The organism is Alcanivorax sediminis, from assembly GCF_009601165.1.
GTDB lineage: Bacteria > Pseudomonadota > Gammaproteobacteria > Pseudomonadales > Alcanivoracaceae > Alcanivorax > Alcanivorax sediminis.
Genome location: NZ_WIRE01000001.1, coordinates 1,869,705 through 1,891,490, shown reverse-complemented (window position 1 = coordinate 1,891,490; position 21,786 = coordinate 1,869,705). Strand labels below are relative to the sequence as shown.

Annotated in this window: 23 protein-coding genes; 11 read left to right on the top strand and 12 right to left on the bottom strand. The window is 53.8% G+C overall.

The features are described 5' to 3' along the window. Positions 1-52 precede the first annotated feature (52 nt). The 3 genes from GFN93_RS08590 to GFN93_RS08580 all read right to left on the bottom strand — a co-directional run bounded on the left by GFN93_RS08590 (position 53) and on the right by GFN93_RS08580 (position 2,962). Positions 53-1,669, bottom strand: a complete 1,617-nt coding sequence (locus GFN93_RS08590; protein ID WP_153500567.1) for a GMC family oxidoreductase — start codon at positions 1,667-1,669, stop codon at positions 53-55. A gap of 260 nt (positions 1,670-1,929) precedes the next feature. Continuing rightward, the gene (locus GFN93_RS08585) at positions 1,930-2,079 is read right to left on the bottom strand and encodes a hypothetical protein (protein WP_153500565.1); all 150 of its coding nucleotides are present in this window, start codon (positions 2,077-2,079) and stop codon (positions 1,930-1,932) included. A 103-nt stretch (positions 2,080-2,182) separates the two neighbouring features. Beyond that, entirely contained in the window at positions 2,183-2,962 is a 780-nt protein-coding gene (locus GFN93_RS08580; RefSeq protein WP_153500563.1) for a methyltransferase family protein, read from the bottom strand. 279 nt (positions 2,963-3,241) lie between these two features. Here GFN93_RS08580 and GFN93_RS08575 point away from each other — a divergent pair, with 279 nt between their 5' ends. After that, on the top strand, positions 3,242-4,357 hold the full coding sequence (locus GFN93_RS08575; protein ID WP_153500561.1) for a S1C family serine protease: 1,116 nt from the start codon (positions 3,242-3,244) through the stop codon (positions 4,355-4,357). A 231-nt stretch (positions 4,358-4,588) separates the two neighbouring features. On the opposite strand, the gene GFN93_RS08570 is transcribed toward GFN93_RS08575, so the two are convergent. Continuing rightward, a complete protein-coding gene (locus GFN93_RS08570; protein ID WP_153500559.1) occupies positions 4,589-4,900 on the bottom strand; it encodes a hypothetical protein in 312 nt (103 codons plus the stop codon). A gap of 334 nt (positions 4,901-5,234) precedes the next feature. Here GFN93_RS08570 and GFN93_RS08565 point away from each other — a divergent pair, with 334 nt between their 5' ends. Further along, positions 5,235-6,554 (top strand): O-antigen ligase family protein, encoded by a 1,320-nt coding sequence (locus tag GFN93_RS08565; protein ID WP_194285777.1) that lies wholly within the window; start codon positions 5,235-5,237, stop codon positions 6,552-6,554. Between the two features lie 119 nt (positions 6,555-6,673). Continuing rightward, positions 6,674-7,189 carry a DUF2505 domain-containing protein gene (locus GFN93_RS08560; RefSeq protein ID WP_194285776.1) on the top strand — a complete coding sequence of 172 codons (516 nt, stop codon included), beginning with the start codon at positions 6,674-6,676 and terminating at the stop codon, positions 7,187-7,189. Between the two features lie 76 nt (positions 7,190-7,265). On the opposite strand, the gene GFN93_RS08555 is transcribed toward GFN93_RS08560, so the two are convergent. From GFN93_RS08555 to GFN93_RS08545, 3 genes are read right to left on the bottom strand one after another with little or no spacing between them, the layout of a single operon-like run. Continuing rightward, positions 7,266-7,832, bottom strand: a complete 567-nt coding sequence (locus GFN93_RS08555) for a hypothetical protein (protein ID WP_153500553.1) — start codon at positions 7,830-7,832, stop codon at positions 7,266-7,268. A 5-nt stretch (positions 7,833-7,837) separates the two neighbouring features. Further along, positions 7,838-8,425: a hypothetical protein gene (locus GFN93_RS08550; protein ID WP_153500551.1), complete on the bottom strand. Its 588-nt coding sequence runs from the start codon at positions 8,423-8,425 to the stop codon at positions 7,838-7,840. 17 nt (positions 8,426-8,442) lie between these two features. Next, entirely contained in the window at positions 8,443-8,613 is a 171-nt protein-coding gene (locus tag GFN93_RS08545) for a hypothetical protein (protein ID WP_153500550.1), read from the bottom strand. Positions 8,614-9,016: 403 nt separating this feature from the next. Between GFN93_RS08545 and GFN93_RS08540 the strand changes: the two genes are divergently transcribed. The 3 genes from GFN93_RS08540 (at position 9,017) to GFN93_RS08530 (ending at position 13,398) form a co-directional block, all read left to right on the top strand. Continuing rightward, a complete protein-coding gene (locus GFN93_RS08540; protein ID WP_153500548.1) occupies positions 9,017-10,057 on the top strand; it encodes a helix-turn-helix domain-containing protein in 1,041 nt (346 codons plus the stop codon). A gap of 327 nt (positions 10,058-10,384) precedes the next feature. Further along, complete coding sequence (locus GFN93_RS08535) at positions 10,385-12,016, top strand: parallel beta-helix domain-containing protein (RefSeq protein WP_153500547.1); 1,632 nt, start codon at positions 10,385-10,387, stop codon at positions 12,014-12,016. 146 nt (positions 12,017-12,162) lie between these two features. Then, on the top strand, positions 12,163-13,398 hold the full coding sequence (locus GFN93_RS08530; protein WP_153500545.1) for an SO2930 family diheme c-type cytochrome: 1,236 nt from the start codon (positions 12,163-12,165) through the stop codon (positions 13,396-13,398). 135 nt (positions 13,399-13,533) lie between these two features. Here GFN93_RS08530 and GFN93_RS08525 read toward each other — a convergent pair whose 3' ends face one another. Next, on the bottom strand, positions 13,534-14,448 hold the full coding sequence (locus tag GFN93_RS08525; RefSeq protein ID WP_208993730.1) for a crotonase/enoyl-CoA hydratase family protein: 915 nt from the start codon (positions 14,446-14,448) through the stop codon (positions 13,534-13,536). Between the two features lie 251 nt (positions 14,449-14,699). Here GFN93_RS08525 and GFN93_RS08520 point away from each other — a divergent pair, with 251 nt between their 5' ends. The 5 genes from GFN93_RS08520 to GFN93_RS08500 are packed head-to-tail and all read left to right on the top strand — an operon-like array spanning position 14,700 to position 19,129. Further along, positions 14,700-15,545, top strand: a complete 846-nt coding sequence (locus GFN93_RS08520; protein WP_328594420.1) for a PaaX family transcriptional regulator C-terminal domain-containing protein — start codon at positions 14,700-14,702, stop codon at positions 15,543-15,545. A gap of 1 nt (position 15,546) precedes the next feature. Beyond that, on the top strand, positions 15,547-16,599 hold the full coding sequence (locus GFN93_RS08515) for a fatty acid desaturase family protein (protein WP_235901748.1): 1,053 nt from the start codon (positions 15,547-15,549) through the stop codon (positions 16,597-16,599). A gap of 22 nt (positions 16,600-16,621) precedes the next feature. Continuing rightward, entirely contained in the window at positions 16,622-17,620 is a 999-nt protein-coding gene (locus GFN93_RS08510; protein ID WP_153500542.1) for a fatty acid desaturase family protein, read from the top strand. Further along, positions 17,518-18,657 (top strand): fatty acid desaturase family protein, encoded by a 1,140-nt coding sequence (locus GFN93_RS08505; RefSeq protein WP_208993729.1) that lies wholly within the window; start codon positions 17,518-17,520, stop codon positions 18,655-18,657. The genes GFN93_RS08510 and GFN93_RS08505 overlap by 103 nt, the downstream gene beginning before the upstream one ends. A 34-nt stretch (positions 18,658-18,691) precedes the next feature. Beyond that, on the top strand, positions 18,692-19,129 hold the full coding sequence (locus GFN93_RS08500; RefSeq protein WP_153500539.1) for a hypothetical protein: 438 nt from the start codon (positions 18,692-18,694) through the stop codon (positions 19,127-19,129). 73 nt (positions 19,130-19,202) lie between these two features. On the opposite strand, the gene GFN93_RS08495 is transcribed toward GFN93_RS08500, so the two are convergent. From GFN93_RS08495 to GFN93_RS08485, 4 genes are all read right to left on the bottom strand, one after another. After that, a complete protein-coding gene (locus tag GFN93_RS08495) occupies positions 19,203-19,778 on the bottom strand; it encodes a hypothetical protein (protein WP_153500537.1) in 576 nt (191 codons plus the stop codon). Positions 19,779-19,891: 113 nt separating this feature from the next. Further along, complete coding sequence (locus GFN93_RS08490; RefSeq protein WP_235901746.1) at positions 19,892-20,731, bottom strand: transposase; 840 nt, start codon at positions 20,729-20,731, stop codon at positions 19,892-19,894. Positions 20,732-20,734: 3 nt separating this feature from the next. Then, positions 20,735-20,872, bottom strand: coding sequence for a hypothetical protein (locus tag GFN93_RS17330; protein WP_235901744.1), 138 nt, complete (start codon positions 20,870-20,872; stop codon positions 20,735-20,737). A 455-nt stretch (positions 20,873-21,327) separates the two neighbouring features. After that, a complete protein-coding gene (locus GFN93_RS08485; protein WP_153500535.1) occupies positions 21,328-21,786 on the bottom strand; it encodes a hypothetical protein in 459 nt (152 codons plus the stop codon).

Sequence of the window (21,786 nt, the reverse complement as noted above, 5' to 3'; positions counted from 1 at the left end):
CTCTCTCTCCTTAACCCTTTACTCTAAGCGTTATTGGTTTATTTAAGTTGTTTCAGGCTCGGGCCTGTTCGGCCTTGATCATGTCTGCGGCCTTTTCCGCAATCATGATGGTAGGGGCATTGGTGTTGCCACTGACCAGCGACGGCATCACGGATGCATCCACCACACGCAGCCCTTCCAGGCCACGGACTTTCAACTGAGGGTCTACCACGGCCATATCGTCCAGCCCCATCTTGCAGGATCCGACCGGGTGGTAAACCGTATCGGAACGGGAACGGATATGGTCTCTCCATTCATCATCGGTAAAGTCCAGGCGCGCGCCAAACAGTGGCGCTTCCCGATACTTTTCCAGCGATTTTCCTTCCAGAATGTTTTGCGTGATCTTGGCGCCCTTGAGCAAGGTTTCCAGATCACGTTCGTCGCTCAGGAAGTTGGGATCAATGCCCGGCGCGGCCGTTGGATCGCCGCTCTTGAGGAAAACACGACCTCGAGAGTGCGGACGAAGCACGCACACATGGCAGCTGAATCCGTGCCCGAGGGTCAGTTTGCGGGCATGGTCATCAACGACCGAGATCACGAAGTGCAGCTGCAAATCAGGGCGACTGACCGACTCATCACTCTTCAGAAATGCCGCCCCTTCTGCAAAGGGCGTTGCAATCATCCCTGTGCCATCTTTCTTCCACTGCAGGGTGTGCTTGATCAGATTGAAAGTGGCGGTGACACCAATACCAAAGTTATCAGTATCGCGGGATTTGTAGGAAAGAATGAAATCGATGTGATCTTGCAGGTTCTGCCCTACACCGGGTAACTCGTGCACCAGCGGGATACCGTGGGGAGTAATATCCTCCGCCCGGCCCACACCGGATAACTGCAGCAGTTGCGGGCTACCAAAGGCGCCGCCACACACCAGCACTTCGCGACGGGCATTCACCACCTGCTCCTGGCCCTTCTGCAGATAGACCACACCGCTGGCACGCTTGCCCTCAAACAGGATACGGCTGGCATGGGCAGCGGTCAGAATAGTCAGGTTCTTGCGGTCCATCACCGGGTGCAGAAACGCGGCAGCCGTAGAGCAGCGCTCGCCGTTTTTGGGCTGACCATGGAACTGGGTCACTTGATAGATTCCCGCTCCCTCGTTATCACCGGTATTGAAATCGTCAATGACCGGGTAACCCGCTTCCCGTGCGGCCTCAACGAAAGCATGGGTAACCGGGCGCGGGGATTTCTGATTACTGACATGCAAGGGGCCATCGGCACCATGCAGGGCACTGGCACCCAACTCGTTATTTTCGGACTTGATGAAATAAGGCAGCACCTCATCCCATGACCAGCCCTCACAACCCTGCTCAGCCCAGTTGTCGTAATCCTGCTTCTGGCCACGAACATAGAGCATGGCGTTGATAGCACTGGAACCCCCCAGCGCCTTGCCGCGGGGTTGATAGCCCAAGCGCCCTTTCAGGCCTGGCTGAGGCTCGGTTTCGAAAGCCCAGTTGCTGACCATGCCGTTGGGCAGCATGGCTACCACCCCGGCCGGGGCACGGATAAGAATGTGGTCGCCCTTGCCACCTGCTTCCAACAGGCAGACGGACGCAGAAGGGTCTTCACTCAGACGTGCAGCCAGCACGGCACCCGCAGAGCCGCCACCGACGATGACGTAATCAAATTCCATCTTTCTCTCCCTGTTGTTCTTATCTTGCTTTTATCGGGCCCCGGGTAGCGCACCCAGCAAAGCCAGCCCCTATGAATCCTGAAAATTGGTCATCTGTCCAGTTTGTTTGTACTAACCTATCGGTTTTGTTTTGTAACTTTGTGTGGCGGTCATCACTTCTGGCCGTCATTCGGGTCCCCAAGACAGTATTTCCACTTCAGACAGGCCGGTGTTCGACAGGTCGCAGGCCATAAAAAAGGCCGCAAATGCGGCCTTCACTTTTAACGCTCCTTCCCCACAGCGCTATACCAGTTACTGTCTGGGTAGCGCTTGAGCCGCTTCTCGACTTCACTGCGGATCTTCTTCTCCAGCTTCACACTTTGCTCGCTGGGGTAATTCCCCACATAGGCCAGCACTGGCTCCTCAATCATTTCGAGAGCCTTGCGCGACCCTGAAGCTTCAATGCCGTCCAGCAACGCATTGATCAGCGCCTGCCAATATCTGGCAAAAGCAGCTGGGAACCGATGCTCAACGCTAGCGTTTTTTTACCGTAAAAAATGTTCCCACTCGCTGCCGATATTCGTCATACCTTGGCCCGATACTCTGACGAAGATCTTTCTCCTCAAAGTAAACACCGATGGCGATATACACCGTCAAACCCACCGCCAGCATCAACGCAGACGCCGTCATCATGGGCGTGAACCAGAGTCCAACCAACACACCCAGCATGATGGGGTGGCGGCTATAGCGATACATCCAGTTTTCCTTGAACGGCACAGGCGTGTACTCCTGGCCATGGGCGGCCAACCAGGCCTGACGCAGGCCAAACAGGTCAAAATGATTGATCGCAAAGGTCGCTGCCAACAGGTAGCTCCACCCCGCAAGGAACATCAGCCAGAACGGCACCGCAAGCCCACCCTGAACATGCCAGGCTATCCCGCTCAACGGCTGCCAGAGAAGCACAACCAAAAGCAGGGCCACACCGCTCATCAACACATAATTACTGCGCTCAAGTGCCACGGGGAAATGCCGATTTAGCTTCGACTTGAACGCGGGCCTCGCCATGATGGAATGCTGCAGCCCCCACACGCCGAGCAGCAGCACATTCAGCAAGGCCGCCACCAGATTACTGCCTGTGACGGGAGCAACATTGCCAAGCGGCAACAGCCCCGCCATGGCGAATACCAAAGCCGCCAGCCCTGTGACTCCAACGACATAGGCAAAGGCGCTATAGATGATTAACCCATAGGCATGGGAATGATGTTCATTGATATCTGACTGCTTGGCACTGGTCGCCATGACAAAGCCCTCCATGGTATGTCCTGACTATGAGTGTGTGCCTATCACGCAAGTGCATCCCGGAACAGGTCGACAAAACCAACCAGAGGCCAAAACAGCAGACTTCAGGCCTTTTCATACTTTCGACAAGTAAATCAGAGCCTTGCCCAGGAAGGCGTCAGTCAACGGCAAATCCCGGTGCCATTTGTAATTATGCCAAAGCTGGCTATATTCATTCCTGCAACGGAACGACTCTAAAAGGAAAAGGTGGGGAGATTCACCGAATCTGCCCATCATTATCACAAGGACAACAGGATGAAATGCCCCAAATGCGGCCATGAGCAGGAGGGCACTGAAAAGTGTGATGCCTGCGATATTTACTTCGCCAAGTACCAAGCGATTCAGGAGCGCCTGAAAAACCCGCCGCCCTCCAACCGGCGCAAACCACGAGAGCGTGAGCCCGAAAGCAGCTCAAAACTGCCTTTGGTAGCAGCAGCGGCATTGATCATCGGGGGAGGTGTGTACTTCCTTGGTGACGATGAGCCGGTAGAACAGGTTCCCACGGCAACAAATGAGGAAGCCCCACCCCCGGCTCCGCATGGCATCATGGCCCAGCTGGCAGAATCTCACCCTCCCGGCAATGCGATTGAAGCCGCACGTAATGCTACTGTCTTCATTGAAACGCCATGGGGATCTCTGGGCTCAGGGTTTATCGTCCGCAGCGATTGCACCATTGTGACCAACCGCCATGTCGTCGATTTCAACGAAGACCTCTATCGTGCGGCCATTTACAGTAACCAGTCACTACAACAGACAGTTCGCAGTGAAGCCATGGAGAGGCAGGCAAGGTTCTACGAATTGTCGCGCATCCATTCAGCCATGCTAGCTTCTGGCGCCCCACGGGAGGACATCGAGGCAGTGCGCGATGAGCTTAGCGCCCTCGGCGACAGTCTTAACTCACTTCCAGGTGAGTTGACTGACGCTGTTGATGAACAAGTACAAGACATGGCCATACAAGCCAGGACCCAGCCGATTGTGGCATCTCTTGTAGACGGTACCGAATTCGAGATACACCAGGTTCGCCGCTCCGAGACTCTGGATCTCGCCAGCTTCCAACTGCCGGCAGAAAACTGCCCTTTCATCACTTTGGCAACATCCAGCGACCTCAGACAGGGCGACAGGCTATACACCATCGGCAGCCCTTCAGGGCTGACCTACACAGTTACCTCGGGTATTTTTTCCGGCAACAGGGATATGGAAAGCTTTACCGCCCTGCAAACCGATGCGCCCATCAACCCAGGAAACAGTGGCGGCCCACTGATTCGGGAAGATGGCTCGGTCATTGGCATCAATACCGCCATTTTGAGGGGCACTTCTGGAATCGGGTTTGCCATTCCCATTGAGCTCGCGAAGGATGAGTTCAACTTGTAGTTGTTGATCCAGAACACCTTGCCATCTGATGGACGGCCCACTGCTTCTGCCTAACCTGGCGAAATCCTGCCTGTAAGGTGAAGCATGGTGCCGTCCTCCTCAGTCCCCGACTTGGGTACTGATTCCCTGTTGTCACAACCTGAGGATTTTGACGACAGGGACAATCGAAACCATATGGCGGATTGGTGCGCAACAGCGGCAGCCTCATTCTCCCCCGCCGCCACCGGCCCGCTAGAAGATATTCACCCGGGTCATGTAATCCACCTCCCGGGCATCCGCCCTTTCCAGCGGCCCTTCGGTACCTGGCGCGGTGGTATTACGGCCTTCACCGGCCGCAACGTTGCTGGTCGGGCATGCCATGCCGAGGCCACACTGGTCTATCCGGCTCAGATATAACGCGGCTTCGAGAAAACTGTACTTCTTGTCTTTGTAGATAATTCGGAGTTCTTGAATTCTGCCCGTCTGGTTGGGCAGGATGACAAACCGGACTTTCTCCAGAATATCGAACATGAACTCCTTGTGGGGTTCCGTTTCCGGCGTCACCTTTAAAATCTTCTGGCAGGCTAAAGTTCGCGCCCCCACCAGCCGGGATAACTTTGCTTGATTGACTTATCCTATGATAAAACTCTTGCAGCAACAGACAAGATGCCTCCTCTCAACAAATTCACCCGCTGTCGCTGAACGGCCAAAAACCTTTGGCAGAACGAAGAGCTTATTATTATTGTCAAAGCTGGTTAATCTTAGAACTCACCCGATACTGCTTGAGGCAATACGACCTTTGATCGTCAGACATGGATTGTTCGCCACGATAGTGGGACTTCTGCTCACCACGTTGATCATTGCACCCACACAAGACATATTTCGGTCTCTTACGTGGATGGATCAACAACGCATCTTTCAGATTCTATCGCTTCTGCTGTCAGCCATTGGACTATTTATAATTGGCAGGAGTGCACCTCTCCCACCTATTGACAAAAAACTTGAGCGAATTCTAATCATTCTGCTTCTTCTAGGAGTGCTCAGCAGTCTCACCGCATCGTCAGGAGAGTGGGCATTCATTGAATTAGCATTATGGGTCGGACTCTGGGGCTTGATGCAATTTTCTGCGCTAAGCTGCCTTCGCGAACCCAAGGTCATGATTTTGTATCATGTATCTGCCGTAATCGTTGCCGGGTTACTACTTGTTAACTTCTTTCTATCCCTCATGTCTGCTTTTGTATCAGGAAAAGATCTTATTGCAAAAGATCTGCTCAGCGGATTCGAGAATCTCCGCTGGCTTGGTCAGTTTCAGGCTCTCAGCATTCCCATGATTGGCGGCACATGGATGATCACCCAAAAGCCCCTATGGCGGCGGCTGATCTATGTTTTGCTAGTTTTCTGGTGGACCACTATTTGGGTCGGCGAGAGCCGCGGAGCATGGCTCGCGCTAACCGCGGCATTAGGCTTTTCACTGGTTCTCAGACTGGGCCCTCGCCAGTATTACCAAGTGCTTGGCAGTTCGGCTATCTTGGGACTTATCATCTACGTAGGCCTGTTCCATTGGCTTGCACCCTGGCTTGGCATGAACAATGATGCCCGCACGCTTGAAAATCTAGCCTCCAGTTCGTCACTGAGAGGCGAAATGTGGCTGGCAACCCTCACGCACATCCCAGATCACCCATGGTTGGGCTGGGGGGGAATGGCCTTTGCCGGGTCTGAGAGCTTTATCTCAGGACACCCGCATAATGCCTTTCTCCAAATTGCCTATGAATGGGGCCTTCCCGCATTGGCATGCATTTTGGCGGTAATAGTCGCGGCATCCAGCAAACTTTGGCCAATAATCCGACAACTCAGGTTTGAATATCCGGAACAGCTGCTGACGCTATCGACGCTGCAAAGCCTCGCAGTTATGCTTGCGCATTCAATGGTCAGCGGTGTCATCGTAATGCCCTACACCCAAGTTTGGCTTGCATTGATGGCCGGTGCTGCATGGTCGATCGCCGCCAAGAGCGCCTCCCTACCTCGCTCTATTTCACGTATTCCCATGACGCTAGCGACTTATTTGATGGTTCTAATAGCGAGCACCTGGCTAGTCAACGTAGCAATTCGGGACTACCCAAGACTGACTCATTTCGAGGAGAGAGAAGGTTATGGCCATGATGCGCCTCGATTCTGGTTACGTGGCGGCATCAAACTGACGACAGATGAATCGCCTTAGCGCTGTCGGAATTTGCTCAGGACCCCGCCTTCCAACCCTTCCCATTCTCACCGAGAATGCAAGCAAGCACTTTCCATCATGCTGCCCGTTGGGGGCACCAGCCTGGCAGGGATACGGTCATGAAATTCCATAAGCAAAGCACCTATCCATACCCTTTAGATATTGTTCTCAAACTCTTTTCCGACAAGGATTACTTCCTCGAAAAGTACGCTCTCACGGGAGCCCAGCACATTACCCTGCTGGATTATCACTGCGACAAAAATACGAGCAGGATAACCGTTAGCCGCGACGTTTCCCTGGAGATCCCCCTGCCCCATTTCGCCCGCAAGTTCCTCTCCGATAACGTCACCCTGATTCAGACCGACATCTGGGATCTGGACAACAGGACAGGTCGCCTGGACATCAAGATGAAAGGCTCACCAGCCCATGTCACCTGCGATATGCGGCTGAGTGAGCAGTCCGGTCAGACCTTACTGGATCTCGACTTCGACATTGAAGTGAACGTGCCCATTGTGGGCCAGAAAATCGCCGCACTGATGGCACGGGATCTGGACAAGAAGTTTGTCCGCGATGACGAAAAGGGAAAAACCGTGATGGCACGACTGGCCTCGCGCCACGAGGCCGCCAAATCATAAAGCGCTCACGCAGTGAACCGGGAGGTCGCAGAAGCAGAAACCACGGAGACCCCGTTAAGGTCTCCGTCTCGATGGTTCAGGGTGCTACAGGTTTCAGAAGCCCTTTTCTCAGGGTCATCCCATCACCGAATTTTTCAGCAAACTCTTTTCGGGCCTGAGTGTATTCATCCAGCACATCTATAGCGGTAATTTCGTAGAAATCATTTCGGCGATAGCGGATGGTACCGAGGTAAACCGCCTGGTCCTCAGCAGTGACGCTGAACTGCAACCCGCCCGGAAAATATATCTGCTCCATATCCTCAAGGAAAATCGTCGCCCCGGAGATTTGCCCCTTGTCGAAGGGCGCGATCGTAAAAAATGACGCCCCCAACGGCGCCTTGATGGCTTTCTGGTAATGCCCATAGCGGACATTATTGGGATCAATCATGACTTCCCGGTCGCTGGTAAACAGGTTAATCAGATTCTCCTGTGAGCCCCAGGACACGTTCTGCTCACCTTCCTGAAGCGGCGGATCAAGCACCACCTTTCCAACCAGAACCACCTCTCCGGGATAGACATCATGCGGGGAGTCCACCATCGGCAAGCCATACTGGCAGCCCACCAGCAATGCCATCAGTGTAAGCAGCAGGATTCGTATCATCATCACCGTTACCCCTGCTCACCCAGAACGGATTCCAGGCGCTGCATCTGATCCGGAAAACGGTACTGCAGCTTTTCATGGATCGCTTTCAGCATGGCCTCCTGTGAAGGCGGATCCTTATCTTCTTCAATTTCGAATTTCCCCGCCTCGAAGAAGCCGGTTTTGACGCGCTTGTACTTCAGCGCCCCCAGGTAATAGGCTCCGGACTTGCCCACCACAATACCTCCAGTGCTGCCCTGCCTCGGCATGTCGTAGATAGTGCCGGCATCGCACATAAAGAAGGGATTAATCAGGCAACTGTGCCCGGTAAAATTGGACAGCTTGAAGGTGCCCTCGGGCATACCGATATGGTAAACGATGTAGCCTTTTTCCTGCCGGATAATCCCCATTGTGTAATATTTTTTCTTGGTCACCGGTTTGAGCTGTTCGAAAACCACCCGATCAAGCCGGTCACCGGATTCGCTCATGTCCAGCCAGCCAAACACGATGGAGCGATCATCATAGTTGGCGATTTTCTTGCCGCCACTATCCTTGAAGACCAACGAGCAACCGGAAGCCATGCCCGCTACCAGCACCAGAAAAAACAGTCGTATCATCTGTCGGCACGCCATGATCAGCACACCTCCGTGACAGCAACAGGGACAACCCGTGCCTCACCATCACGGGTACCCGCATCTTTACCCCCCACATAGAAGGTGCAGCCCGATAGCAAAGCCACAACGCCAAACAACAGGCAAGCCTTACCGCCCCGCTGAAACGCAGCGATGAAATTTTGAACAGACATGAAACCCCCGGCTCTTGTTAACAATCATCAGAAAACGCAGACAGGCAGGATGCCCGCAACATCAGACACACTGATGATGCCGCTGCTGGGCACAAGACGGACCTGCCCCATGGCGCCCAGCCTCCGGCAAACAGCAGCCCTCCCCCTTCTACGTAATTTTTCGTATCATTCTAAAAAAATAAAGAAGTACCAAATACCTGCATTTATGCCAACATCTTCGTATTAGCGAGGCATATTATGTGACGCAAGTCACGCTGCAGACTTGGCAATACCGGAGCCCCGGGGCTGGTATGGCCAACCCATAGCGCCCCGCAGGACAGCGGGTTGACCGGCAGACCGGACAGATAATTAGCCGGAATTGATGCTAGTCTGACTTATCACAACAACGAATAAATGATTCATCATGCAACTACTCACTGGCTTCAGTCTTGGCTGTCTTGCTGTCGTTTTTCTTGTTGTGCTGCGCGACTTCAGGCAGCTGCTGGTCGGCAAGGTTTTTCTCTGGGTACTCATTGCCGCTGCGGCATTTCTGCTAAGCCGTGTCGTCGGCCAGGAATATCAATGGCTACTCGGCGATGTGATGACCACTCTGCCTGCGGCGTTCTGGCTTCTGTGCATGCTCGCGTTTTCCCCCAAGCCCAGAGCAAATCCGATCTGGATCGCCATCGCGCTATACAGCTTTGTTCCTCCCGCCTTGAGCCGTCCGTTTGGCGGCGCCGATCCTGAGGCCGCCTGGTGGCTCCACGGGCTGGGGTTCAAGATCCCCCAGTATGCCGAGTACATGCTGATCGTCAGCGGATTATGGATTACGGCAGTCCACTGGCGTGATGACCTTGTTGAAGGTCGGAGAAAGCTGAGGGTCGCCTTGCTGGTGTCCTTGGGCGCCACCATGCTGTGTGTGACCATTTCCCTGAATCATGGACTGGACACACGCCAGTTGGTGGCCGGGATGGTAGGCATCACCACCCTGCTGGTCGGATTTCTACTGCTCAGAGGGCAGGAGGGCGTATTGCTTGATGTGCAGCAACCGTCCCCGGTATCCAGGGACAACGATGTGGAGCCTCAGCCTGCCATTATCGAAATCGAGCAGACACCAGACGAAACTTCTGAGATCGAGGCCCAGCTCAGACACCTGATGAAAGAAGAACACTTCTATCGCACCGAAAAGTTAACGCTGAAAAAACTGGCGGCCAGAATGTCTCTCCCCGAGTATCGGGTGCGAGCCATCATCAACGTGACCTTCAACTATCGCAACTTCAACGACTATGTGAATCAGATGCGAATCGAGGAGGCCTGTGACCGGCTGGTCAACGAACCCGAGACCCCGATTCAGAACATCGCACTGGATATCGGCTACCGCACACTGAGTTCGTTCAATCGCGCCTTCAAAGAAATCAAACAGCAAACCCCTACCGAGTACCGTCAATCCAGCCAAGCGGACTGACAACGCTTCTCAATGCCTTGAACTCGCCCTGCCCTCGTTCCCCCCCTGATGCAGCCGCTACAGGTGTGGCACACCGGCCACACCGCAGCCCCTCCTTGGCAAAACCAATAAACACCTAAAAATCAGTAGGTTGAAGGATTTAACCAGTCCCATTTCAGCTTTTGCACAGCGCCTTTGAGGTATTGCACAGCGCTTTTCAGGTTTGCACAGCGCTTCTCTTTGAGTCTCTCTCCGCAGGTCTTGTAGGTTGTTTTTTCTAGTACTAAAGCCTTAGCGCCGTCCACGGCTATCAGGCTTGAAAACAACAACAACTCGGGAGAGAACACCATGAAGAAGAACCGGATAAGCCGTAAAACATTACCGGCATTCGCGCTCGGTCTGTTATCCAGCTCACTGATACTGTCGGGCTGTGTTGAAGTGAACGATGGTGACGAAGTTACCTATACAAAGAGCAGTGGAAGTTCTCCAAGCTCGGGAAACTCCGGCACAAGCGAGACCTGTGACGCCGGCGCAAGCACCTCCGGCTATGTGTTCCCCTGCGACGCCATCTTCGTCGCGCCCGATGCACAAAATGGTGACGACATCACCGAAGCACTACTGGTGGCGTTGTTCGAGTTGCCGGAAAACGCTGTTGTGGTCTTGCCCCAAGGCGAGTTTACGGTGTCGGAAACCATCACCGTCACCAGCGCCAGCGGCGTAGTGCTGACTGGTTATGGCATCAACGACACCAAGCTGGACTTCAGCAACTCCACCGGCGACGACTCCATCCGCTTTGAAGGTGGCACCAACCTGACCATCCGCGATTTTGGCGTGTATGAGTCCAACAAGAACGCCATCAAGGTCACCAACGCCAGCGGCGTGCACTTCGCCTACACCGCCACCGTATGGGAAGGACCGCTGGAATCGGACAATGGCGCCTATGGTCTCTATCCACTGCAATCCCAGAATGTACTGCTGGAGCACAACTATGCGGCGGGCTCTGCGGACGCCGGCATTTATGTGGGGCAGTCTCGCAATGTGGTAATCCGTGACAATGTGGCGGTGCGGAATGTGGCGGGCATCGAAGTCGAAAACACCCTGAATGCGGATGTCTATAACAACATGGCCACCGGCAATACGGCGGGCATTCTGGTTTTTGACCTGCCGGGCCTGACCAATGCCTATGGCGGCAACATTCGGGTCTTCAGCAACCGGGCCTACGCCAACAATGCCCCGAACGTGGGCGCTGGCGCGGTCGGCATTGCGCCCCCGGGCACCGGCATCCTCGTGTTCGCCACCAGCGACGTGGAAATCTACAACAACGACATCACCGATAACGAAACCACCGCCCTGGCGATTGCCAGTTATCTGCTGGCTGACGATGACCTGGCCAACTACCCCAGCAAATACGGCCAGGCCATGACCAACGGCTGGACCCCGCTGGTTCGCAACGTCTACGCGCACAATAACTTTATCGCCCGTAACGGTAGCAACCCTCAAGGCACCCTGCTGGTTGATATCATCAACGGCTATACTTCCCCGTACAACGACAGCGGCATGCCGCAGGTATTCCCCGCCATTCTCTATGATGGTGTCGGTGAACTGCTGGCCAACGCGGGCCTGCTGGCTGACTTCCAGGCGTTCATTCCCGAGGGCTCTCAGGCGGAAGCGGACGGGGTGAGCTACCTGCCCTATGGCCAGGAAGACCAGATCTGCGCCAACAACAATGTCAACGGCAACCCATCCCCGAGCTACGACGATGTCAACACGGGACAGGTTTACGGCACTGATGCCAACGATCCGGAAAACTGGAATGCTGACTTCACCGCTCCGGCACCCCGCTTGCTGATCGAACCCATGATTGGCTCCTCACTCTTGAACTGTGCGCACAATCGTCTCCCGCCATCCACTGCCAGCATCAATGGCGTGGCTTTCGGATGTACTGGCGATGATCTGTCCGAAGCGGCATGCGCCCTTTAATCGAGTTGGCATGTACAAGAGGCGAACCACTGTTCGCCTTTCACCACCCCAACATGCCGCAACAAGAATTCATCGAGTGAGTGGTTATCATGAACAACTCAACATTTAGCAAGCTTGCGCTCAACAGCTCGTTATTGGCGTTAGCAATGTCAGCGCTCACGGCCTGTGACATCGACCTGGGCAAAGACGGGCTCACGATTAATAAAGATGACAAAGTGGAGGTGAACTATACCTCCGACAACACCGGTCGCCCCGCAGAAACAGACGATTGCGGTGGCACGACATCTGGTGTGAACTGGGGCGCGCTGCTCAACGAAAATTGCCCAAAGCTGTCGGATTACAATTTGTTTGCTGACCGCACCGACCCCACCCGCAACCCGAACTCTGGCGGGATACCCTACGACCTGTCTACACAGTTATTCACCGACTACGCCTCCAAATATCGGTTTGTTTTTATCCCGGAAGGCGAGAAAGCCACTTACAGCGAGCACGAAGTACTCGAGTTTCCCGTTGGCTCAGTGCTGGTAAAGACGTTTGCCATGCCGGCAGACACGGCCAATCGTGGCCAGAACGAGCTGCTCATCGAAACGCGTCTGCTGATCCATCGCGAAGACGGCTGGGTCGCACGTCCGTATTACTGGGACACGGAAGCGGACGCCACACTGGCCATTGCCGGCAAAAGCATTGATAACATGACAACGATGCATGATGGTCAAACGCTCACCTTTACCTATGCTGTCCCCAAAGCATCGTCTTGCACATCCTGTCACTCGGTTGTCCCTCTGTTGCAGGGCCCCGAGGATCAACGTCAGCCGATCTTCAAGCCCATTGGGCCGAAAGCGCGCTTCCTGAATAAAGATTTCAACTATGAAGGTTATACCAGGAATCAGCTGAGTTACTGGGAAGAACAGGGGGTGTTGGCAGGATTGCCTGACGCACTGAGCGACGTGTCAAAAGCGCCTGTTTTCAATGACGCGGTTGATCCGGCAATGCTGACGCCTGCTGAGCTGCATGATTCAGCCAAAGCCTACCTGGATATCAACTGTGCGCATTGCCACCGATCCGAGCTGACACTGCCAGAGCCGATGTATGCTGGCCCTGCAGGCAGCAGCGGCCTACAGGTTGAATACAACCGGAATTACGAAGATGACCCGACCCGATTCGGCACCTGCAAAACGCCGGTGGCCGGTGGCAGCCCGGATTACCCATTAGGCGATGTGGTTCCCGGTGCGGCAGACATGTCTTACCTGGTGTTCCGGATGAGCACCACCGACCCACGCCACAAGATGCCGGAACTCGGACGAAGCACAGTCCATGCAGAAGGCGTTGCCTTGATCAGTGAATGGATCAATCAACTGCCTGACGCATCGTGTTCGCCGTGAGCATCCAAGAGAGGACGCGCCTTGCGCGTCCTCGCTTTCATATCTCAAGAGACGGGTCAAAAAAGCAGACGGATGTCAGGCTGCCACCAGGCATCTTTGCAGTACAGCACCTGGTCGAAGCGTGTCGCCAGCGAATTACCCCTTGAATGTACTCATTCCATAATCGCCAAACGGTTCATCTCGCTGTCGCACCGCCTCCTTGAACCCTTCTCTCATGGCAAGCTGCTGGAAGTCATAACCTTCCTGGGTATGACGTGTAATGCCATCCAGAATCGTGCCCAGCATTTGGGTGGTGTTAAGGCCCTGATTCAAGAGGGTTTGATTGGTCAGCAACTTCATCATCACCAGCTGATTTACCGGCATCCGCGCAATACGTTCCAGCAAGCACTCAAATCGCTCATCCAGCGATGATGCCGGAGCGGATTCAACAGCCAGGCCCCACTCCACCGCTTCCTTGCCACTGAGGCAATCGCCGGTAAACAGCAGGCGCTTGGCTTTCTCGATGCCAAGCCGGTATACCCACATCGACGTGGTCGGTGATCCCCATACCCGCGCCGGCGGATAACCAATTTTGGCGTCATCCGCGATCACAAGCAGATCAGAGCAAAGCGCCATATCGGTCCCTCCTGCCACACAAAACCCATGCACCTTGCAGACAACGGGTTTTTCGCTGTGAAACAGACTCATAAAGCCCTTCACATTGCGACTCATCATCGCGTAATCGACCATGGGGTCCCAATTGCTATTGGGTTGGTGGTTCTTCATTTGCACTAGCGGGTCCAACACGGTGCCAGCGGGCCTGCGGGGGTCTTCGCCGCCCTCCATCAACGCCTCTGCGCTCTCGACAAGATCATAGCCACCGCAAAATCCGGAGCCGTTACCCGAAAGGGCGATGACGTGGACGGACTGATCCTGATTGGCTCTTTCTACACACGCTTTTAGCTCAATGGGCAGATCCATCGTTATGCCGTTCCCACGACTGGGTCTATTCAGGGTGATCCTGGCAATGCGGCCAGTTACTTCGTAGGTCATCGTTGAAAGGGTATTCACAGGACGGGCTCTCCACTCGATCATTACACAATATTAAATATATTGACTTCATGTGTTATATTACACATATAATTACCTGTCGACATTTTATGTAATGTTTACTGGTTGGCACCAAACCCGATCCTGACAAGCAAGGCACGCGAATCTGCAGGCGAAGCTGAGCCACCCAATTGGCGTTAAAGAACTGTTTTTATGCGCTCAATATCCGCTCGTGCTGCCTATGAGCGATCATCATTCCCTTACCAGATAGTGTGAAATTGATTATGACGTCACGTAATGCGCTAAAGCCCAAGCGGCTAATACTGAATTTTTTTATGGCGTTTATGCAGTCGATCAGTGTCAAGGAAATGATCGAGGCCTGCGCCCTCTTTGGCATTAAAGAGACCACCGTCCGGGTCACCCTGGCCCGCCTCTCCGCAGAAGGGCTCATTCAAGCGTGCGGCCGAGGGCAGTACGAACTCAGCCATCAAGCCAGCGAACTGGCATACGGGATCAGCAAGTGGCGTACCGTAGAACAACGCCTCAAAGCCTGGGATGGTCATTGGCTCGCCGTGCATTGCGCCGGGTTAGGCCGCTCTGATCGCGCCGCATTACGGCTTCGCGAACGGGCTCTGGCCATGAATGGTTTTCGCGAGCTTGAAAAAGATCTGTTCATTCGCCCCAACAACCTGAATGAAACGGGCAATGCATTACGCCAGCGTCTCTATTCTCAGGGACTTGAAGCAGAAGCTCCGGTCTTTGAAATCAGCAGCCTTGATGATGAACGAGACCAGCGGGCACGCCGCCTCTGGAGCGGCGAAGCGTTGACTGAAATGTATCGGGATACTCGCCTGCGGCTGGAGGAATGGCTATCGCGACACAAGGAACTGGACATCGAGGAAGCCGCCCGGGAGTCGTTCGTGATTGGCGATGCGGCCATTCGAAAACTGGTGTTCGATCCACTGTTACCCGACGAGCTGGTCGACAGCCTTGAGCGGCATAAATTCATTGAATCCGTTCTTCAATTTGACCAGGCCGGGCAAGCCATTTGGCTATCTCTATATAAACAGGTCAGAAACGACAGTGCCTCAAATGGCGAAGAGACGAGGGCGCATTAAGATGAGCAAGACCATGCACGAAATCAATAGCGATGCTGTTTATCAAAACAGTCCTGAAACCCGCCAGAAAGTGACCGACATCTTTTCCCGTCAGGAAATTGCCATGCTGACAAAACGGTCTGACCTGATGGGTGCCTGGGCTATTGTCATGACCTGGGGCGGAGTTGCTCTGATATTCACCTTGATGGCCTGGGTCAGCCAACAATCAATATGGCTTGCTGTACCCGGCATCATTGTCGGCATGCTGTTTCTGGCGGGACGTCAGCTGTCGTTGTCGATCATCGTGCATGATGCATCCCACGGCACCCTGTTTAAAACCAAGTGGCTTAACCAACGCCTTACAGATTGGCTTTGCGCTCGCCCGCTTTGGAATGATCTCTCCAAGTATCGTGATTACCATTTTATTCATCACACCCGTACCGGTACGGATGATGACCCCGACCTGATTCTGCGTAATGGCTACCCTACCTCACCTCAATCCCTGGCCCGCAAATTCGCCCGTGACTTGAGTGGCCTGATCGGAATCAAGTTTCTGCTGGGCCGGGTTCTGATGGACGCAGGAATACTGAACTGGACCGTGACCGGTGAAGTGAAGTGGCTGCCTCAAAACGAACGGCGCTGGTATCAGCCCATCATCAGCCTTATCACGGAATCCACACCGATGCTGCTCACCAATATTCTGTTATTCGGTGCTTTATACCTGGCTGGGCATGCTTGGCTATACCTGTGTTGGGTGGTGGCCCATCTCACCTTTTTCATGGCGTTTATGCGCATTCGCTCCATGGCAGAGCATGCTGCCTGCGCCCGCAACCTGAACATGTTCGAGAATACCCGAACGGTAAAAGCCGGCTGGCTGGCGCGCGCGCTGGTTGCACCGATTGGCGTCAACTATCACATGGAGCACCACATCGTCGCGTCCTGTCCGTGGTTTCGCCTTGCTACCGCCCACAAGATGCTGCAAGAACGGGGAGCCGTCCCTGTTCCTCCCACGTATTGGCAAGTACTGAAAATCATGGGCAGTGGCGCCCAGCGCCCTTCGGTGAATCCTGCCTGAAAGGACTTGCGGAGATAACGACATGAACAATGATGCGGTTTATAAGCACAGTCCGGAGACCCGGAGAAAAATCACCGACATACTGAACCGGGATGAAATACGCCTACTGACAGCGCGCTCAGATCTGACTGGCGCCTGGGCCATCATATCCACCTGGGTATTGATTGCGAGTTCCTTTGCGTTGATCGGTTGGGCCATGGCTCAACCGTTACCCCTGGCTATTCCGATGATCATCGCAGGGATTGCCCTGCTCGGCGGTCGACAACTTGCGCTTGCGATCATTACCCACGAAGCAACCCACAAAACCCTGTTCAAAACCCAGTGGGCCAACAACGGACTAACCGACTGGCTATGCGCACGGCCCATTGGACTGGACCTTGCCAAATATCGCGCGCACCACTTTATCCACCACACTCGCACCGGTACGGATGAAGACAGCGATATTTCGCTGATCACAGGGCTGCCCACCACGCGGGCCTCCCTGCTGAGAAAACTCCTGCGTGACATGTGCGGAATGACCGGGCTGAAATTCCTGACGGGGCGCCTGCTGATGGATGCCGGCATCCTGAAATGGACCGTCGCCACCAATGTGGAACGCCTGCCCTATCAAGGCCAGCCTTTTCATCTGGCCCTGTTGGTCCGCAATGCTTCGCCGACCATTATCACCAATCTGGTGTTATTCGCCGTGCTTGCTCTATGTGGCTACCCGGAACTGTATCTGGCCTGGCTGGTTGCCTATCTGATTCCTTACCCACTGTTTATCCGCATTCGCGCCCTGGCCGAACACGCCTGTACTGAACACAGCACCGATATGTTCAAAAACACCCGAACCACCCGGGCGGGCTGGATCGCCAGAACCTTTGTGGCGCCTTTGAACGTGAACTACCACATTGAGCATCACGCCATGGCATCAGTGCCGTGGTTCCGCTTGAAAACCATGCATCACATGTTGCGAGAACGGCAGGTAGCGCCCGCCCCACCCAGTTATTGGCAGGTAATGCGCATTGTTTCTTCTGCTTAAAGAAGAACTTACGAAAACGGAATGCCGAAATGAACAACATTGAGACCGAAACACCGCAAATTCGCGGCCACCGTGTGACCGACTTCCTGAATCGTGAGGAACTCAAGCACTTTACCGCTCGCTCTGATCTGCGAGGCCTCTGGGCTATCGTGTCGGTCTGGTCTGTCATCGCTCTGGCCTTCGCCGCTATGGCGCTAGCCAGCACGCTTCCTTTGTACGCAGGCCTGCCTCTGTTCCTGATTGGGTTCATTGTCCTTGGCGGTCGTCACCTGGCTCTAGCCATCCTTATGCATGAGGCAGCACACAACACGTTGTTTAAGTCTCGCTGGGGAAACGATGTTCTGACTGACTGGCTAGCAGCAAAACCGATATGGAATTCGGTAGCAAAATTTCGAGCGCACCATATGGTTCACCATACAAACACCACCGCAGATTATGATCCGGATCGCCCCCTATACAGCGCTTATCCAGTTACTCCGGGTTCACTGGCACGGAAATTCCTGCGCGACATTCTTGGCATTACCGGTATCAAATTCATGTTGGGTCGGGTACTGATGAGCGCTGGCGTGCTGAAATGGTCCGACGCTATCGGCGAGCCTGAGCCACAATCCAGGAGCCTGCGCTGGTGGGAATTTGTGGTGCGATTTTTTAAAGATTCCTGGGCAACGATACTTACCAACGCGCTTCTGTACCTGGCACTGGCTGCCTCCGGCTATGGCTGGCTCTACGCGTGCTGGGTGTTTGCCTACATGAGCCCTTTCTCAGTAATCGTTCGCTTGCGCGCAATGGCCGAACATGCCTGTTTGCAAGACGTTCCCGACACAGTGAAAAATACCCGGACGACCTATGCCGGCCTACTCGGGCGGTTAACGGTGGCACCACTGCGCGTCAACTATCATCTTGAACATCACCTGATCGCCAGCACGCCTTACTACCGCTTACCCGCCCTGCACTCCCACTTGCTCAAACAAGCCAAGGTGCCCCCCGGCTGGACATACGGCGGCGTAATCAGAGCCTGTTCGCAACTCGATAAATAAAAGCCAACCTTGCCATAACAAAAGAGGGAATCGCATGAGCGCTCTGCAACTGCTACACCTGTCGGCAGTCATGTTCTGGATCGGCTGCGTAGCAACAGAAATAATTGTGGAGCAATACGGTGGGCGTCACCCGCGTTGGAAACTGGCCGTGCCCGACCTGCATCGCATGATTGACCGCTGGGTCGAAATCCCCGCGTTCGTCACCGTTCTGATCACGGGAGCATTACTGTTCGACCATCAACGTTTTTTGACCGAAGGGTTGTACCAATTAAAGATAAGCGCAGGGCTGGCCGCCGTGTTCGCCAACCTTTTCTGCCTGTATCCGGTACGGCAGCGTTACCTCGCAACAGAAGCCGGGCAGGAGCAGTCTGCCAGGCGCTACGGACACTGGATCGATGCCAGTGCCCTACTTGGGATGCCATTCGGTGCTATCGCCCTGGGCATCGGTATCTACTGGTTACTGCAACACTAATCGTTACTTTACCGGGAGTATCATGAAGCAATAGCATTCACAAATTGATGCGTGCCCCCGATTATTTGCACGTTTATTCTTTTAAAAATGGCTCTACGTCATTTTTTATGAACAGATCAATTTTTTCGATGTCACGCATATTTTTATAGCGTTTTAACACCTCCCATCCTTGCGCTTTAGCTTTTTCTGTCAACCCTTCCATTTTGTATATCTGATATTTGGCAACGCAGTCTTCATCTGAAAGCTTATCAGCATAGATCTCAGGAGAAACCACCGAATCTAAAAATGGAATAATTTCAGACTCTAAAACCTGTACAAACTTATTCAAGAATGAAGGGTCTTTCTTCACTAAAAACACTGGAAACTCCCTCACCCGGTCAGACAAACTCGCACCGGTGTAGAATTTGGCCAGCAATGCACCATCTGGCGGTGCCGACAAGTCAGCATCCGCATCATTGAAAGGGTAGTTAACCCCGACTATGACCCTGAACTTAGCATCAAATGGATCGAAAGATATCAAATCTCTAAAAACACCAGACCTTTCTCTATAGAAATCACCTTCATTCCAAGAGAAACCATAACCTGACATCACCTCTGAAAGTGCCGTATAAACATAGCTAAAAAAATCAGATCCCTTCATAAAAATCATTTAACCTAAATCTCTTCTATATCCGGAAGCCCGAATCTAACTCTCAAATCGTTGAGGGGTAAACTTGGGGAAACTTGGTGACACGCATAAATTCAACCAGCCATAACAAAAGCTTACCACCCAACCAGGCTTTGTCCCGAGATCCACTTCCTACCAGTCACTTCAGCGTATTCTTTCAGCTTATGCACTGCTCCCAGAGCAACAGGTCTTCGCCGTTTCGTTGGCCTCATATGTGCCAACCAGGTCTTCTCATCGATACCTAATCGACCCAGCACCCCCACCGCCTGAACGGAAATCGCGCCACGCTTATCGTCCCGAACAACTCGCCCCGTGCTATCAACCAGCTCTAGATAGTCCATCAGCCTGAATCGGCAAATCGTGTCTTCATGCTCACTATTGATGGTATCGGCATCAACCAAGGCGAGTAACTTGGGCTGGTTGGTTTTCTCCAGCTTTTTCTGTGTCTTCAGCGCGCGTTGCTGAATCGAGGTGTAATCGGATTGTTCAGGTGTAGCTGCCATATCTGCCCTGACCGGATTCAGGTCAACATAGGCCATGCACTGCAGCACGGCCTGCTCATCCAGCAAGGCCTGACACTTGTAGCGGCTTTCCCAGAAGCGCCCTTTGCAGCAATCCTCTTCATTGGCCTGTCTGGCAAGGTGCTCATTCAGGCATTTCATGAACCAGCCCAGATCATAAAGCCTCTCACGCCATTGAGAGACGATCTCCTCTGCTTTGAGGGATTCCGCATCCTCGGCCTCCCCTTTCAGCCAGCGCTTGACGATCAGAGGGCCGCTGAAAAGCTGCATCCAGCGCTTAGCCACTTCTCGATCCGACCAGGACAAGGCTTTCTGCTGGTGGATACGAAGCACAAGGTGGTAGTGATTGGACATCACCGCATAGGCACACAGATCAATGGCAAAGACCTCCGCCAACACTGCCAGCCGATCCACTACTCACTGGCGACGGTGCTCATAATCCTGCCCGGAATAGTGATCATTGCCACAAAGAAAGGCCCGCCGCACACAGCGGCAGACACAGTGATAGTAAGGGGTCGAATCCAGGGATACCTGAGTATAACGAGCGCGAGTCATGGTCAGCCTCCTTGCCTATCCATGACCTAATAATACTGATCAAAAGAACAGCAAAGTATCAGAATGTGACGATTCTTCGCGTAAGATTTTGTCCAATTTATGGGTGTCCCAGATTAGGGGAGGAATGGACCATGATTCCCACTCCCAATCGCTATATCATGGCCGACTTGATCTGAAATCCGTTGAATCCCCCGGAGGTAAAGTGAGCGCGGACCTGAGCCAACATACGCCGATGATGCATGGGTGTGCTTATGGCTTATTTACTGGCGCTTCTAGAAGATGGTGCAGGCTGGCTACACCAAAACCTATACAATAGTGATGGATGTCAAAGGACACTGGCGGACTTTAATGGAATTCGCTTTGGCAGCGACGGACACGGAGGAACCTACTGGGACGTTCTTGCGCTGCAGGCCAGGACAGCGTCCCGGCCTACATTGGGTCACTAGGGGTAGAGATCAGCTACACAGCCGCCAGGTTTCCCATTCCAGCTCAGTCCGGCCTCCGTTACTCACGTCGTAAAGCTTGAAGGAGTAGCCGTCGCGGTTCTTGATGTAGTCGACTTCATAGTAGCGCGAGGGCTGGGGGATGAAGTACACGCGGTTTTCCCGGTTGACAGGATTGCTCAGGATGCCACTGCGATAATACCCCACGGATAAATACAACGGCTGCCCCGGTGGAACCTTCGCGCCTGCGTCGTCCTCTTCAATAGTACCGTTATAGGCAAAGCCACACTCCCCTTCCCGCTGGTAGACATCAACATCCACCTCATGGGAGGCGAGGAAGCCTGCGGAGTTCAGGGTGGTTTTCAGGGTAACCACCGCGGCATCTTTGCGTGCCTCATCCTTGTAGGGGTAGACCGTGGAACAGCCCACGCAAGAGACGGCAAGCACAGCCAGAGCACAAACTCTTAACAT

Excerpts from the sequence above, each read along its gene's own strand:
- GFN93_RS08590 (WP_153500567.1), bottom strand. The coding sequence starts at position 1,669 with ATGGAATTTGATTACGTCATCGTCGGTGGCGGCTCTGCGGGTGCCGTG.
- GFN93_RS08585 (WP_153500565.1), bottom strand. The coding sequence starts at position 2,079 with ATGATTGAGGAGCCAGTGCTGGCCTATGTGGGGAATTACCCCAGCGAG.
- GFN93_RS08580 (WP_153500563.1), bottom strand. The coding sequence starts at position 2,962 with ATGGAGGGCTTTGTCATGGCGACCAGTGCCAAGCAGTCAGATATCAAT.
- GFN93_RS08575 (WP_153500561.1), top strand. The coding sequence starts at position 3,242 with ATGAAATGCCCCAAATGCGGCCATGAGCAGGAGGGCACTGAAAAGTGT.
- GFN93_RS08565 (WP_194285777.1), top strand. The coding sequence starts at position 5,235 with ATGGATCAACAACGCATCTTTCAGATTCTATCGCTTCTGCTGTCAGCC.
- GFN93_RS08560 (WP_194285776.1), top strand. The coding sequence starts at position 6,674 with ATGAAATTCCATAAGCAAAGCACCTATCCATACCCTTTAGATATTGTT.
- GFN93_RS08555 (WP_153500553.1), bottom strand. The coding sequence starts at position 7,832 with ATGATGATACGAATCCTGCTGCTTACACTGATGGCATTGCTGGTGGGC.
- GFN93_RS08550 (WP_153500551.1), bottom strand. The coding sequence starts at position 8,425 with ATGATACGACTGTTTTTTCTGGTGCTGGTAGCGGGCATGGCTTCCGGT.
- GFN93_RS08545 (WP_153500550.1), bottom strand. The coding sequence starts at position 8,613 with ATGTCTGTTCAAAATTTCATCGCTGCGTTTCAGCGGGGCGGTAAGGCT.
- GFN93_RS08540 (WP_153500548.1), top strand. The coding sequence starts at position 9,017 with ATGCAACTACTCACTGGCTTCAGTCTTGGCTGTCTTGCTGTCGTTTTT.
- GFN93_RS08535 (WP_153500547.1), top strand. The coding sequence starts at position 10,385 with ATGAAGAAGAACCGGATAAGCCGTAAAACATTACCGGCATTCGCGCTC.
- GFN93_RS08530 (WP_153500545.1), top strand. The coding sequence starts at position 12,163 with ATGTCAGCGCTCACGGCCTGTGACATCGACCTGGGCAAAGACGGGCTC.
- GFN93_RS08515 (WP_235901748.1), top strand. The coding sequence starts at position 15,547 with ATGAGCAAGACCATGCACGAAATCAATAGCGATGCTGTTTATCAAAAC.
- GFN93_RS08510 (WP_153500542.1), top strand. The coding sequence starts at position 16,622 with ATGAACAATGATGCGGTTTATAAGCACAGTCCGGAGACCCGGAGAAAA.
- GFN93_RS08500 (WP_153500539.1), top strand. The coding sequence starts at position 18,692 with ATGAGCGCTCTGCAACTGCTACACCTGTCGGCAGTCATGTTCTGGATC.
- GFN93_RS08495 (WP_153500537.1), bottom strand. The coding sequence starts at position 19,778 with ATGATTTTTATGAAGGGATCTGATTTTTTTAGCTATGTTTATACGGCA.
- GFN93_RS17330 (WP_235901744.1), bottom strand. The coding sequence starts at position 20,872 with ATGACTCGCGCTCGTTATACTCAGGTATCCCTGGATTCGACCCCTTAC.
- GFN93_RS08485 (WP_153500535.1), bottom strand. The coding sequence starts at position 21,786 with ATGTTAAGAGTTTGTGCTCTGGCTGTGCTTGCCGTCTCTTGCGTGGGC.